Source organism: Priestia iocasae (assembly GCF_016909075.1).
Lineage (GTDB): Bacteria > Bacillota > Bacilli > Bacillales > Bacillaceae_H > Priestia > Priestia iocasae.
Genome location: NZ_JAFBFC010000005.1, coordinates 142,128 through 157,033, shown reverse-complemented (window position 1 = coordinate 157,033; position 14,906 = coordinate 142,128). Strand labels below are relative to the sequence as shown.

Below are 14,906 nucleotides of genomic sequence, written 5' to 3'. Positions count from 1 at the left end.
ACCATGCGTTTTGATGAAGCTTATTCAGGCAATGTGTTCATTAAAAGTCATCCAAGTTTTGAAGAAAGTGAAGCCGTTTTATACGGTATGCCAATGGACTGGACCGTAAGTTATCGTCCAGGCTCTCGTTTTGGTCCTACTCGTATTCGTGAAGTATCAATTGGTTTAGAAGAGTATAGTGCTTATTTAGACCGCGAGCTAGAGGAAGTAAAATATTTTGACGCAGGTGATATTCCATTACCGTTTGGAAATCCACAGCGCAGCTTAGACATGATTGAGGAATACATTGATCAATTATTAGATGCAGGGAAGTTTCCATTAGGAATGGGCGGAGAGCATTTAGTATCATGGCCAGTTATGAAAGCAATGTATAAGAAGTATCCAGATTTAGCAATCATTCATATGGATGCTCATACAGATTTACGCGAAGAGTATGAAGGAGAGCCTCTATCTCATTCAACACCAATTCGTAAAGTCGCTGAATTAATTGGTCCTAAAAACGTTTATTCATTCGGCATTCGTTCTGGAATGAAAGAAGAGTTTAAATGGGCAAAAGAAAACGGCATGCACATCTCAAAATTTGAGGTGCTAGAGCCATTGAAAGAAGTGCTTCCAACACTTGCAGGTCGTCCTGTTTATGTCACAATTGATATTGATGTACTAGACCCAGCTCATGCACCTGGTACGGGTACGGTTGACTGTGGTGGTATTACATCAAAAGAGCTACTTGCATCGATTCATGCCATTGCACATTCAGATGTAAATGTAGTGGGAGCAGACTTAGTTGAGGTTGCACCAATTTACGATCCATCAGAGCAAACAGCCAATACAGCTAGTAAGCTTATTCGTGAAATGATTTTAGGATGGGTACAAAAATAAACAAAAAAAGAGGTAAGTGCCTTTAAGCACTTACCTCTTTTTTATTTATGCTATTCAAATGTCCCTTTAACAAGTATGTTTTTTTCGTTTACCATGCAAACGCCTTTAGCAAAAACGGTCTGAATTTCGAGTGTTTCCTGATCTACCAACACTAAGTCAGCGTCTCTGCCTGTTTCCACTCGTCCTTTTTGGTTAAGCTTTAACAAGTGAGCAGGATTGGATGTAATGACACGAATCGCCGTTTCAATCGGTAGGTGCTCTTCTAAGATGGCTGCTCTGACTTCACGATAAAGAGATGATACTTTCCCAATTTGAAGACCTAACAGCTCGCCGTTTTCATCAAAGTCAGGAAGGCTTGCTTGCCCATCTGATGTGAAGGTGATTTGGTCAATGCTCACACCTGCATCCAGCATTTGTTTTAAACCTTTGCTGCATTTTACTTCGCCCATTTCTAAAAAGCGAGGAATGGTACTTGTCGTAAAATCTACATAGCCCCCTTTTTTTGCAAACTCAATACCTGCTTCAAACAAGTAGGGGTTACGGTTAATATGGGTAGGGTGGAAGGTGCGAATTGGGATATCTGTTGTTGCTACAACCTCTTCAAGAAGAGATAGCTTAGAATGACTGTCGCCTAAATGTACATTTACGATGCCAGCCTTCCCAGAAAGCATGCCCCCAATTCTTGTTGCAGATGCGATTTTCGCCATTTCCTCTACTGTTGGCTGAGAAGAGCGATGATCACTAATCGCAATTTCACCTGTACCAATGATTTTGTCGATTAAGATTAAATCATCTTCGATTTTGCCTGTTAAGGTTTTAACAGGGACTTGATAGCTGCCTGTATGAACATAGCAGGTGATGCCCTCTTCTTCTAATCCTCGTGCTTTTGCTAAGAGAGCGCTCATTGTACGTGTTGTGCCGTCTGTTCCAATGACTCCTACAATCGTTGTGATGCCGGAAGTGGTCGCATCTGTTAGCATCATTTCAGGTGTGCGAGTTTTGTAGCTTCCTTCACCACCACCACCCATAATATGAACGTGTGAGTCAATAAAGCCTGGAAATAATAGCTTCCCTTCGGCATCGATGATCTCTGTGACCAAATCTTCATCGATTTGAATGGTGTCACGGATATACCCAATTTTGTTGGAAACAATCAGTACATCTTTTTTTCCAAGATAGTCTGGACTATATATTTCTGCGTTTTTAATTAATACAAGCATAGCTAGAACTCCCTTTATCGAAATTAGCGATGTTCATTTTAGAATGCAATTAAAGCACCTATAATAACAAAAATACTAGAAAGAATGAACAATACGATTTGAAACTTAAAAATAAACTTAAACCATGTACCCCAATCGATCCGTGCTGCCCCTAGTGTACCCATTAAAGCAGCTGATGTTGGGACGATAATATTGGTTAGTCCGTCTCCTAATTGGAACGCTAGAACGGCTACTTGACGTGTCACACCTGCAACGTCAGCTAATGGCGCCATTAGAGGCATTGTAAGAGCTGCTTGCCCTGATCCTGAAACAACAAAGAAATTGAAGATGGATTGAAATGCTAACATAAACCAAGCAGATAGAGCCGCTGGCATGTTATCGGTCAAACCGCCTGCATGATACAAGACTGTATTAAGTACAGAAGGAGCATCTGGTGAATCTCCGCCTAGAATCAAGACAATTCCCTTCGCCATTCCAACGACTAAAGCAGCTGGTAACAAGTCTTTTGCTCCTTGCGTAAAGCTCTCGGCAATACTGTTTACAGTCATGTTATTCAATTTGAAAATAACACCGATAATTCCTGCTACAAATCCAATGATAAAGAACTGTGTTGCGATTTCAGGAATATAATAAGCGTGTTTTACAACACCCCATACAATCCAAATGATTCCTAACGTAAGCGTTAATACAACTAACCCATGCCCTAATTTAAAGTCTGCTTTTAGCTCTTCAGAGTCTTGTTTCTTCTTGAAATATTCACTCGTGCTATAAGCGAGAGATTTTGTTGGGTCCTTTCGGATTTTCGATGCATACCACATTGTATAGGCAACCCCAACAGCCGTAAAGATAATCCACATGACGATTCGAAAAGGTGCTCCTGATAAAACGGGCACACCTGCCACACCTTGAGCAATTGCCACACCAAAAGGATTCATCCACGAAGCAGCAAATCCAATCTGTGTTGCTACATAAGTAATCATGACACCTGTAATGGCATCATAGCCAAGTCGAATGACGATTGGAACTAAAATCATTGCAAATGCAATGGCCTCTTCTCCCATTCCAAAAACAGCACCACCAAGGGAGAATAAAAAGAACATAAGTGGAATAAGTAAAATTTCTTTTCCTTTTGTTTTATTAATCATCGATAGAAGGCCATGGTCAATCGCTTTTGTTTGCATAACGATACCAAACGCGCCTCCAATGATTAAAATGAAGGCAACGACTCCAACAGCAGATCCCCATTTATCTCCTGAGACAAGTCCTTCAAATACATAGTTTAAAATTCCGACCTCTCCAAAAGGTTCAAACAAACGAACGCCTTCTTTAACGGCCTCTCCACTCTCATCTGTTTCATATTCAAAGCTATCTGGAATTAAAACAGTCTTTGTTACTTCATTACCTTGATCAGAGTACGTGATTTCTTCTGTTTGGAACATGCCTTTTGGAACAAGATAAGTTAGTAAAGCTGCAAATAATACCACGAAAAAGATGATGACAAACGTGTGTGGCATTGAAATTGCTTTAGGTTGTTTTTGCTTTTCGTTTTTCATGCTTGTTTCCCCTCTCTATTTTTTAACGCTTCTCTCTCTCTATCTATCTATCTTTATTACATGCAAGAAGTGTGCCAATCGATTGAAAAGTTCTATTGTCAGTTTTTTTAGACATCTTTTTGTCGATTGACTATAAATAAGTTCTTTTTGGTTGTTATAATAAAACCAATTAGGAGGGGTTTGGTGTGAGAAAGTATACATTGACATTAATTGCAGGAACGATTGAAACCAAAGAGGCATTAACCAAGCAGTTAAACCATTTGATGGGTGAATTTTTACACATCCATAGCTTTGCTGTAGATGAAGGACTGCCAAATCAATTGAATGACGAAACGATTTTGCTTTCATCGAATCATGTTCTACAAGAAGTGAAAGAGATGCTATCTACTCACTCTAATGTAATTGTGGCGAATCGTACAGTTAATCATGAGCAACTAGATAAACTATTAGAACTTGAGAAGGGAAAGAAAGTATTAGTGGTCAATGACTTTAAAGAAACAGCTCTTGAATTAATTGATACATTACTTGAAATTGGATTGCTACACCTTCAATACGTCCCTTATGATTCAAATAAACGATATTATAACGACATCGACATTGCGATTACACCTGGGGAAACGACTATCATTCCAAAATATATACCACATAAAATCGACATTGGTGTTCGGCTTTTAGATGTATCTACGATCTTGAAGCTAGTCGATCACTACGCCCTTACTCATATGTCAACAGTTGTATCGCAACGTTATATTCAGAGCTTCATTCACCTCAACCAAAAACTACTTCATGCTGAAAAGCAAGCAGAACGATTACGTCTTCATTTAGAAAATGTTGTAGATGCTGTAGATGAAGGGGTCTTAGCGTTAAATGAAGGTCGAGAAGTGACAGTGTATAATGCGTTTGCTGCAAAAGTATTTGGTATTCCGCAACAAGAAGCAATAGGCAAATCAATAGATGAATTAAAAGTTCAAAAGGACGTAGCAACCTTTATTCAACAAAGACAAGGCGAAGATGGATTATTTACGATTAACGGCATCGATGTGGTTGTTCACAGGTTAGAATTGTCACAAGAGAAAGCCATTGTTGTCACGATTAAAAATGTTAATCAAGCTATTGAGATTGAAAAGAAAGTAAAGAAAGAGCAACTGAAGAGCGGCCTCGTTGCTAAATATCACTTTACGCATATTATTGGTTCCCACCCAACGATTAAGGAAACGAAAAAGATTGGTGAAAAGCTTGCCAAGTCCGAGCTCCCAGTTTTAATTCAAGGAGAGACAGGAACCGGAAAAGAGTTGTTTGCTCATGCAATTCACCATTCATCTTTTCGGCATACAGGTCCATTTTTAGCTGTGAACTGTAGCGCGATTACAGAGACGTTACTTGAAAGTGAACTGTTTGGTTATGAAGAAGGAGCTTTTACAGGTGCACAACGAGGAGGAAAAAGAGGATTATTTGAATTAGCTGATGGGGGAACCATTTTTTTAGATGAAATTGGCGATATTAGTCCTAACTTACAAGCCCGTTTACTTCGTGTTTTACAAGAAAAAGAAGTAAGAAGAATAGGTGGTGAAAAGCTCATTCCCATTAATGTGCGAGTCGTTGCAGCGACAAACAAAAACTTGCAAGCCAAAATTGTAAAGGGAGAGTTTCGTTCAGATCTTTACTACCGATTAAACGTTCTCAGTCTCCAGCTTCCAAGCTTAGTAGAACGAAAAGCAGATATTCCGTTATTAGTTGAGCACTTTATTAATCAAAGTAATCAAACAGTGGACATTGAACATACTGTCATGGATATGCTCATTCAACACAAGTGGGAAGGGAATATTCGTGAATTAAAGAACACAATTGACTACATGCTAACGGTGTGTAACGGTGAGCGATTAACGTTACAAGATATCCCGAAAAATTGGTCTTCTTTTACGCACTCGACAGCAGAGGACAGTGTGTTTCATGTGAAACAATCGTCTCTTACACTCATGGAAAGAAAGGAATATGAATTAATCCTTCGCATCATTAAACGTTGCAATGAGAATAGCCAAGCAGCCAGTCGACGAATCATTTCTCAAGAAATGAAGCATACAGATCAAGTTCTTACTGACCAACAAATTCGTCACCGATTAAACGCACTTGAATCTCACTCATTCATTACAAAGGGAAGAGGGAGATCAGGGACAAAGATTACTTTGCAAGGAATTGGATTTCTACAATCTCTTGAAGAGAAAAGGTAACGATGAACTCTCGTTTTTCCTTTTTCCTCTTGTTGAATTCTTGTCCTAGAATGTTTATACTAGTTAGGTTATAACCATGTAAATAAGGAGTGTCTTTTGGTGGATTATGCTTCATCAGAAAAGAAGGCCGTTCAAATTCGTATCGTAACAGACATTCGAGATGGTCATCGCAAAGAAACAACAGCGATGAGCGCGAAGGGAATGTACTATAAAAAAGGTGAGACAATCTACCTTGCTTATAAAGAAAAGCAAGAAGTAGGTGAAATTCAGACGATTGTAAAAGTTAGTGAGCAAGAAGTCAGTGTTACAAGGTCTGGTGCTGTAAAAATGAAGCAAGTGTTTCGTAAAAGAGAGCTATCAGAAAGTACATACATCAGTCCATTCGGGCGTATGGACATGAAGACACTTGCCCATAACATTGAATATAAACAAATGAATAAAAAGGGTAGATTGTTTATGACATATGATTTGCATATGCAAGGTGATTATGCAGGCAACTATGCGTTAACAATCACTTTTAAGGAGGCGTAACGTCATGAACATAGTGGAGAAAGTTCAATTAAATTTAAAAGAAGAAGTCAAACAAGCGGTTTTAAAAGCAGGTCTTGCACAAGTAGAAGAAATTCCTGATGTGATTTTAGAAACACCAAAAGATAAGTCACACGGTGATTACTCAACAAATATGGCGATGCAATTAGCACGCGTTGCTAAAAAAGCACCACGTATGATTGCGGAAGATTTAGTGAATCACTTTGATAAAACGAAAGCTTCAATCGAAAAGATTGAGATTGCTGGACCAGGATTTATTAACTTCTATATGAATAATTCGTATTTAACAGACCTTGTACCAACTATTTTAGATGCAGGTGAAGCATACGGGGAAACAAACACAGGTAACGGTCAAAAAGTACAAGTAGAGTTTGTTTCAGCTAATCCTACAGGAGACCTACACTTAGGACATGCACGTGGAGCAGCAGTTGGTGATTCTCTTTGTAACGTATTAGCAAAAGCAGGCTACGATGTGTCACGTGAGTATTACATTAACGATGCAGGAAATCAAATTAACAACCTAGCTAAATCGGTCGAAGCTCGCTATATGCAAGCGCTAGGAATGGATCAAGCAATGCCAGAAGACGGATATCATGGTGAAGATATCATTAAAATTGGTAAAGGGCTTGCCGACACACATGGTGACCAATATATTCAAGTTTCAGAAGAAGAGCGTTTAGCGTTTTTCCGTCAATATGGATTAGAGTATGAGATGGAAAAGTTAAAGCGTGATTTAGAAGAGTTCCGTGTGAAATTTGATGTGTGGTATTCAGAAACATCTCTTTATAAAAACGGAAAAATTGATGATGCACTTTCAACATTACGTGAGCAAGGTCACATTTTTGAAGAAGAAGGAGCAACGTGGTTCCGCTCCACTACATTTGGTGATGACAAAGATCGTGTATTAATTAAAAATGACGGGTCTTACACGTATTTAACACCAGATATTGCCTATCACCAAGATAAAATTAAGCGTGGCTTTAATAAGCTAATCAATATTTGGGGTGCAGATCACCATGGTTACATTCCACGTATGAAAGCGGCAATTCAAGCGCTTGGCTATGAAAAAGATACGCTTGAAGTTGAAATCATTCAAATGGTACAGCTTTATCAAAATGGTGAAAAAATGAAAATGAGTAAACGTACAGGTAAAGCTGTTACGATGCGCGACCTAATTGAAGAAGTAGGACTAGATGCAACTCGTTATTTCTTTGCAATGCGTAGCGGTGATACACATATGGACTTTGATTTGGATTTAGCTGTATCTCAATCAAATGAAAACCCAGTGTACTATGCACAATATGCGCATGCTCGTATTTGTAGCATTTTACGTCAAGGTGAAGAAATGGGCATTTCCATTGATAAAGACTTAGTGTTAAGTCATATTAGTGCAGAAAAAGAAATTGATTTGTTAAAGAAAGTGGGAGAATTCCCAGCAGCTGTAGCAGAAGCAGCAACGAAGCGTATTCCACACCGCATTACAAATTATGTGTTTGATCTTGCTTCAGCTCTTCACAGCTTCTATAACGCTGAAAAAGTGTTAGATAGTGAAAACATTGAGAAGAGTAAAGCTCGCTTAGCTCTAATTAAATCAGTTCAAATTACGTTACAAAATGCGTTAAAACTTATTGGTGTATCAGCTCCAGAGAAGATGTAAAAAGATGACCTAACAGAAGCGATATTAAATCGCTTCTGTCTAGGTCATCTTTTTTAATAGCGAATGGTCGCACCGCCAATTCGTTTTACCCCCCGTACTTTGCTAATGTCTTCAATCAGCTTTAAAAGTGCTTGATCCTTTAATTTCGCTTCAATCATGACGTCAAAGTCTTCATTTACCCCTTTTGCTAGCTCTAAAAATGGGTGAATAAATTCAAAAGAGACGTAATCAGCATGACTACGAAAAGCCTGATCAGACTTTGGTGAAGATAAATGCACTTTTGGCTTTAACCCTGTATGTTTCCACGTAGAGAACACTCTTGGGAGTAACGTCTCTAGTGCTGTCTCGCACGGGTTTGCTTGGTGGTGGTGATAGTCAAAAACCAAAGGGATGTTTTCTTGTTCACAAATATCAAGCGTTTCTTCCGTCGTATAGGTTTTATCATCATTTTCAAGTGTCATGCGTTGTTTGATAGGAGGAGGGAGTATAGAAATATTTTGATGGAAACGTTCAACTGCCGCATGCTTATTCCCGTATGCACCACCAACATGAATATTAATAACCGCTTCATCTGCGACTCCCATGGCTTCTAACATATTGTAATGGTATTCCATATCAATCACCGCATTTTCAGTAATATGCTTTTTATCACTTGTAAATAAGGTAAATTGATTTGGATGTAGACTAACACGTAAGCGATGCTTTTTAATCAGCTCACCAAGCTCTTTCCATTCATCTTTAAACGCCGAAAGATAATCCCACTTTGCCTCAGGATGAGTGGCAAGAGGGACAAGGGAAGATGATAGGCGGTAGAGAGGGATTTCATGTGCAATGTTAAAATGTATCGCTCGTTTTGTATGATGTAAATTTTGCCTCGTTACGTCAAGTAGCTTCTCGGTTCGCTCTGCTTGTTCCATCTTACTCCATCTTGTAAATGTGAGTGTTTTAGCAGGGGAGCAATCCCATAGTGATAATGCGTGTGACACATAGCCAAATCGAATATCCATGTAAAAATCCTTTCTTTGCTTTTTACTAGGTGGATGACTCCTTCTTTTTATAAAAGAGGGGAGATTAGTGTGGCAAATGCTTGCTTTACATGATCAAGAAGTTTTCGTTTTTTCAAATCTTTTAATTGTAACTGTTTTGACTCCATCAAGCTTTTGTAAAACGTTTCTTTCGCTTGTTTAATAAAAGATTGATCGAAAATATAACAATTCACTTCTTGATTTAAAAACAAACTGCGTTTATCAAAGTTACCGGTTCCAATGTCACAAATGTCATCATCTACAATAATGACCTTGGCGTGATAAAATCCATAATAATACTCGTATACAGATCCGCCAGCTTCTAAAAGAGTCGGAATATAAGCAAAAGCAGCGTCTCGGACAAACGGATGATCTGCCCGCATAGGGATTAATACATTAACCTTTACCCCTCTTTTTATTGCTTCTAACAAAGCATTAAATAATTTTTCACTTGGAATAAAATAAGGAGTACCAATACAAAGCTCATGCTTTGCTTTTTCAATTAGCATTAAGAAATCACGCTCTAATGTATAGCCTTCCGTTGATTTTAACTGAACCATCTCTGTGCCAGCAGGTTGAGCAGAAAAATACCTTGATTCGTGAAGTAAGTTATTTTTTGTCGTTGCTTTCCAATCAAGTAAAAACTGTCTTTGTAAGTCATTTACCACTAATCCTTTTAATTTCAAGTGATAATCCTTCCATATTCCCAAGGTAGGATCGAGTCCTAAATATTCTTGGCCAATATTAAATCCACCGATATAACCTACCTTTCCATCAATGACAGAAATCTTCCGATGATTTCTTGCATGTAGCGTATAGAAAAGAAAAGGCAATCTAGGTATTTGACTATAGGAAAACTGAACGCCGTGAGCCTTTAAAGAAGAAATAGCCTTTTTTCGTATTTTTAAACTCCCAATACGATCGGTCAGTAAACGAACTTCTACCCCTTCGCTTGCTTTTTTCTCCAGGAGCTGTAGGAATTGCTGACTTATGTTATCTCTTTTTATAATGTAAAACTCAATATGAATGGAGTGAGTGGCTTGATCGATTGCAGCAAACAAATCTTTGAAAAGGTCAGTACCATTTGTAAATAATTGAATGTGAGCATGTTTTTTTGAAAATGTTTGTTCTTCTTGCTTTTGAAGGTGTGCTTTTTTTCCGAGTGAGAAATCAAGAGCAAACCAAGCAACGAGAACAATTAGAAGCAAGATGATCACGAGAATAGCTAGCAAATGGAACTCCTCCTTTTTCTTTTTATTAGTTTCACCTTCTTTACCAAGAATATGAAAAGAAGTAAAAAAAGCTGTTGACTGAATGCTCATTCATAACTACAATAAAACTAACGATATTATCTGAAAATTTATTATAGTCAAACACCTATGAGCCGACTATAATGAGGATGAAAGGAGTTTTCAGCGTGGATGTTTTATTGTGGATCAACTTTGGTTTGTTTCTGTTTGTAACCGCTTACGCATTATCCTTGTTTGTGTATCTAATTAAGACACGTATTGCGTATATTCGACTAGGCAAAAAAGTAGAGTTTGATCAAAAATTTAAAGAGCGTTTAGATAAAGTTTGGGTTAACGTTTTTGGACAAAAAAAGTTGTTAAAAGATAAAAAAAGTGGCATTATGCATGTGATGTTTTTTTATGGCTTTATTCTTGTTCAATTCGGTGCCATTGACTTTATTTTAAAAGGACTTATTCCTGGTGCTCACTTACCACTAGGCCCGCTATACCCTGCATTTACCTTCTTCCAAGAGATTGTCACACTTACCATCTTAGTTGCTGTTATATGGGCATTTCACCGTCGTTATATTGAAAAATTAGTTCGTCTAAAAAGAGGCTTTAAATCAGGACTTGTACTGATCTTTATTGGTTCTTTAATGTTATCCGTCTTATTTGGAAATGGCATGTCACTCATCTGGCATGAACATAGCTTAACGTGGACAGAGCCTGTCGCATCAGCGTTTGCGTTCTTATTAGGTGGCATTAATCAAACCGTTGCTATCGCATTGTTTTACGTATCATGGTGGATTCACTTACTCGTATTACTTGCATTCTTAGTGTACGTGCCACAGTCTAAGCATGCACATTTAATTGCAGGTCCAGCAAACGTCTTTTTTACTCGTTTATCAAATCCAGGAAAACTTGAAAAAATTGATTTTGAAGATGAATCTCAAGAGTCATTTGGTGTTGGGAAAATTGAAGACTTTACTCAACCACAATTGATTGACCTATATGCTTGTGTAGAATGTGGACGATGTACCAACATGTGTCCAGCAACAGGCACAGGGAAAATATTATCTCCAATGGACTTAATTATTAAGTTGCGTGATCACTTAACAGAAAAAGGCGCCGTTATTACATCAAAAGCTCCTTGGGTTCCAACCTACGCGTTTTCTAACACAAAAGGCAATCAGCTTGCAATGATGGCTGCAGGTAGCGGGAGTGTAGAGGCGGCTGCTACAACAGAATACAATCCTTCTTTAATCGGTGATGTCATTACGGAAGAAGAGATTTGGGCATGTACAACGTGTCGTAACTGTGAAGATCAATGTCCAGTTATGAATGAGCATGTAGATAAAATTATTGATTTACGACGATTCCTTGTTTTAACAGAAGGAAAGATGGATGCAGATGCTCAGCGTGCGATGACAAACATTGAGCGTCAAGGTAATCCATGGGGATTAAACCGTAAAGAGCGTGAAACATGGCGTGAAGCACGTGAAGATGTGCAAATTCCAACTGTAAAGGAAATGAGCAAAGCTGGAGAAGACTTTGAATATCTATTCTGGGTTGGATCAATGGGTTCTTACGACAACCGCAGTCAAAAAATTGCGTTATCCTTTGCGAAGTTATTGAACGAAGCGGGTGTGAAGTTTGCCATCCTTGGTAATAAAGAGAAGAACTCTGGAGATACACCGCGTCGTCTTGGGAATGAATTCTTATTCCAGGAGCTTGTAACAAAAAACATTGAAGAATTTGCTAAAAATGATGTGAAGAAAATTGTAACGATTGACCCGCATGCTTATAATATCTTCAAAAATGAGTATCCAGATTTTGGGTTAGAAGCAGAGGTCTATCATCATACTGAACTACTAGATCAGCTTGTTAAAGAAGGAAAGTTAAAACCAACGTTTGAAGTAAATGAAACCATTACGTTCCATGATTCTTGCTATTTAGGTCGTTATAACGAAGTGTACGATCCACCACGAGAAATCTTAAAATCAATTCCTGGTGTGAAATTAGTAGAGATGGAGCGTAACCGTGAAACAGGAATGTGCTGTGGAGCAGGTGGTGGCTTAATGTGGATGGAGGAAACAACAGGAAATCGCATTAACGTAGCCCGCACGGAACAAGCGTTGGCTGTAAGTCCAAGTGTTATTAGTGCTGGATGTCCTTATTGCTTAACGATGTTAAGTGATGGAACAAAAGCAAAAGAAGTAGAAGAGCAAGTGTCCACATACGATGTAGCAGAACTACTAGAAAAAGCGGTATTTGGTACGCAACAAGAATTAGTATCGTAATGAATAAAAGAGCTGTATGAAAGGCAAGAAGAAATGTATCCTATGAAATCCTCTGCCCATCTATCAACCGGTTCTACAAAGCAGGGGCTTTCATGGGCTGTCATAAAAGGAGTGTTTATCGCTCGTTTTATGGCAGTCCGTTTGTTTTTCGGTTATGTCGAGCGAGCGTTCAGTCAAAAGAAGCAAGTAATAATAGGGGAGGAATTGAACATGAGTCGAACAGTGATTTTAAGCGGTGTGCGTACACCTTTTGGAAAGCTCGGAGGTAGTTTAAGCTCGTTAAAGGCTACAGAATTAGGTGGGATTGCGATTGATGAGGCATTAAATCGGGCAGGTGTTGCAAAAGAAGAGGTAGAGGAAGTACTAATGGGCTGTGTCTTACAAGGAGGGCAAGGGCAAATCCCTTCTCATCAAGCTAGTCACTACGCAGGCCTTCCTCCACAGGTGAAAACGGAAACCATTAATAAGGTATGTGCATCTGGTCTTCGTAGCGTCACAATGGCTGATCAAATCATTCGAGCTGGAGATGAAGAAGTGATTGTAGCAGGTGGTATGGAGTCCATGAGTAATGCACCTTATATTCTTCCAAAAGCTCGTTGGGGATTAAGAATGGGCGATGCAGCCGTGAAGGATTTGATGATTCATGATGGCTTAACATGTAGCTTTACAGGTGTTCAAATGGGTACATACGGAAACGAAATTTCAACCGAAATGGACATTTCAAGAGAGGCACAAGACCAATGGGCATTTCGTAGCCATCAACTTACGGTAGCGGCTCATGAACAAGGGAAGTTTGAAGATGAAATGGTGACGGTGAACGTGCCACAGCGTAAAGGGGAACCACTTGCTGTTTCAAGAGACGAAGCACCAAGGAAAGACACATCAATTGAAAAGCTGTCTACGCTACGACCTGTATTCGGCCAAGTTGGAACCATCACGGCAGGCAATGCGCCAGGGGTAAACGATGGAGCGGCCGCGCTTGTTCTTATGAGCGAGGAAAGAGCAATCAAAGAGGGGAAAAAGCCGCTAGCAACCATTTTAGGTCATGCATCGTTAGCAGGAGAGCCGAAAGATTTTCCGAAAACGCCAGGACTCGTTATTACAAAACTATTAGAGAAGACTGGTAAAACAGTTGCAGATATTGATCTTTTTGAAATTAACGAAGCGTTTGCGGCCGTGGCACTTATTAGTATGAAATTAGCAGATATTCCAGAAGAAAAGGTAAATGTAAACGGTGGTGCCGTAGCACTTGGTCATCCAATTGGGGCGAGTGGTGCAAGAATCATTGTCACGCTTATCCATGAGTTAAAACGCCGTGGTGGCGGCATTGGAATTGCTTCAATTTGTAGTGGTGGCGGCCAAGGCGATGCCATTATGATTCAAGTAGATTAATAGAGAACCAGGGGGATGGACATGGAAATGAAAAAAGTAATGGTTATAGGAGCAGGACAAATGGGGGCAGGTATTGCACAAGTATTTGCAATGGCTGGGTATGAGGTAAAGCTTCAAGACTTGCAAGAAGCATTTTTACAGCGTGGCATGAAAACAATTGAAAAGAACTTAAATCGACAAGTGGAAAAAGGAAAGCTTTCAGGTGAAGAGAGAGATCAAACGTTAAGTCGCTTACATCCAACTGTTGAAGTAGAAGCAGTAAAAGACGTGGATTTAGTCGTTGAAGCTATTGTTGAAAACATGGATGTGAAAACAAAGCTATTCGCTAAGCTAGATGAGTTAGCACCTGAACATACGATCTTAGCGTCTAATACATCTTCATTACCAATTACAGAAATTGCAGCAGCAACAAAAAGACCAGAGCAAGTTATTGGCATGCACTTTATGAACCCAGTACCTGTTATGAAGCTAGTAGAAATTATTCGTGGGTTAGCGACAAGTGAAGAGGTGTATCAAGTCATTTATGAAACGACAAAAGTGTTAAATAAAGTTCCGGTAGAGGTTAATGACTTTCCTGGATTTGTTTCGAATCGAATTTTAATGCCAATGATTAATGAAGCCATTTATACGTTATACGAAGGGGTAGCAACAAAAGAAGCAATCGATGATGTGATGAAACTCGGAATGAACCATCCGATGGGACCATTAACGCTTGCTGACTTTATAGGGCTTGATACATGCCTTTATATTATGGAAACTCTTCATGAAGGATTTGGAGATGACAAATACAGACCATGTCCACTTTTACGAAAATATGTAAAAGCTGGATGGCTAGGAAAGAAAACAGGCAGAGGGTTTTATGTGTACGAATAAT

Annotated in this window: 11 protein-coding genes; 7 read left to right on the top strand and 4 right to left on the bottom strand. The window is 39.0% G+C overall.

The window, feature by feature from the left end; genetic code table 11:
- The first annotated feature begins 3 nt into the window (after positions 1-3).
- A complete protein-coding gene (gene speB, locus JOC83_RS14540; protein WP_205188109.1) occupies positions 4-879 on the top strand; it encodes an agmatinase in 876 nt (291 codons plus the stop codon).
- A 50-nt stretch (positions 880-929) separates the two neighbouring features.
- On the opposite strand, the gene iadA is transcribed toward speB, so the two are convergent.
- Both iadA and yfcC read right to left on the bottom strand, forming a co-directional pair.
- A complete protein-coding gene (gene iadA, locus JOC83_RS14535; RefSeq protein ID WP_205188108.1) occupies positions 930-2,099 on the bottom strand; it encodes a beta-aspartyl-peptidase in 1,170 nt (389 codons plus the stop codon).
- 38 nt (positions 2,100-2,137) lie between these two features.
- The gene (gene yfcC / locus JOC83_RS14530; protein WP_205188107.1) at positions 2,138-3,652 is read right to left on the bottom strand and encodes a putative basic amino acid antiporter YfcC; all 1,515 of its coding nucleotides are present in this window, start codon (positions 3,650-3,652) and stop codon (positions 2,138-2,140) included.
- Between the two features lie 185 nt (positions 3,653-3,837).
- Between yfcC and JOC83_RS14525 the strand changes: the two genes are divergently transcribed.
- The 3 genes from JOC83_RS14525 to argS all read left to right on the top strand — a co-directional run bounded on the left by JOC83_RS14525 (position 3,838) and on the right by argS (position 8,086).
- Entirely contained in the window at positions 3,838-5,880 is a 2,043-nt protein-coding gene (locus tag JOC83_RS14525; RefSeq protein ID WP_205188106.1) for a sigma 54-interacting transcriptional regulator, read from the top strand.
- A gap of 99 nt (positions 5,881-5,979) precedes the next feature.
- Complete coding sequence (locus JOC83_RS14520; protein ID WP_205188105.1) at positions 5,980-6,411, top strand: DUF1934 family protein; 432 nt, start codon at positions 5,980-5,982, stop codon at positions 6,409-6,411.
- A gap of 4 nt (positions 6,412-6,415) precedes the next feature.
- Entirely contained in the window at positions 6,416-8,086 is a 1,671-nt protein-coding gene (gene argS, locus JOC83_RS14515) for an arginine--tRNA ligase (protein WP_205188104.1), read from the top strand.
- Between the two features lie 53 nt (positions 8,087-8,139).
- Here the strand turns inward: argS and uvsE are convergent, their stop codons facing one another.
- Complete coding sequence (gene uvsE / locus JOC83_RS14510; RefSeq protein ID WP_205188103.1) at positions 8,140-9,093, bottom strand: UV DNA damage repair endonuclease UvsE; 954 nt, start codon at positions 9,091-9,093, stop codon at positions 8,140-8,142.
- Between the two features lie 47 nt (positions 9,094-9,140).
- On the bottom strand, positions 9,141-10,343 hold the full coding sequence (cls, locus tag JOC83_RS14505) for a cardiolipin synthase (RefSeq protein ID WP_239583550.1): 1,203 nt from the start codon (positions 10,341-10,343) through the stop codon (positions 9,141-9,143).
- 185 nt (positions 10,344-10,528) lie between these two features.
- On the opposite strand from cls, the gene JOC83_RS14500 reads away from it, so the two are divergent.
- From JOC83_RS14500 to JOC83_RS14490, 3 genes are all read left to right on the top strand, one after another.
- Positions 10,529-12,640 carry a (Fe-S)-binding protein gene (locus JOC83_RS14500; protein ID WP_338038927.1) on the top strand — a complete coding sequence of 704 codons (2,112 nt, stop codon included), beginning with the start codon at positions 10,529-10,531 and terminating at the stop codon, positions 12,638-12,640.
- 210 nt (positions 12,641-12,850) lie between these two features.
- The gene (locus JOC83_RS14495) at positions 12,851-14,032 is read left to right on the top strand and encodes an acetyl-CoA C-acetyltransferase (protein WP_205188101.1); all 1,182 of its coding nucleotides are present in this window, start codon (positions 12,851-12,853) and stop codon (positions 14,030-14,032) included.
- A 21-nt stretch (positions 14,033-14,053) separates the two neighbouring features.
- A complete protein-coding gene (locus JOC83_RS14490; RefSeq protein ID WP_205188100.1) occupies positions 14,054-14,905 on the top strand; it encodes a 3-hydroxybutyryl-CoA dehydrogenase in 852 nt (283 codons plus the stop codon).
- The last annotated feature ends 1 nt before the right edge of the window (position 14,906 follow it).

Excerpts from the sequence above, each read along its gene's own strand:
- speB (WP_205188109.1), top strand. The coding sequence starts at position 4 with ATGCGTTTTGATGAAGCTTATTCAGGCAATGTGTTCATTAAAAGTCAT.
- JOC83_RS14495 (WP_205188101.1), top strand. The coding sequence starts at position 12,851 with ATGAGTCGAACAGTGATTTTAAGCGGTGTGCGTACACCTTTTGGAAAG.
- uvsE (WP_205188103.1), bottom strand. The coding sequence starts at position 9,093 with ATGGATATTCGATTTGGCTATGTGTCACACGCATTATCACTATGGGAT.
- yfcC (WP_205188107.1), bottom strand. The coding sequence starts at position 3,652 with ATGAAAAACGAAAAGCAAAAACAACCTAAAGCAATTTCAATGCCACAC.
- JOC83_RS14490 (WP_205188100.1), top strand. The coding sequence starts at position 14,054 with ATGGAAATGAAAAAAGTAATGGTTATAGGAGCAGGACAAATGGGGGCA.
- iadA (WP_205188108.1), bottom strand. The coding sequence starts at position 2,099 with ATGCTTGTATTAATTAAAAACGCAGAAATATATAGTCCAGACTATCTT.
- argS (WP_205188104.1), top strand. The coding sequence starts at position 6,416 with ATGAACATAGTGGAGAAAGTTCAATTAAATTTAAAAGAAGAAGTCAAA.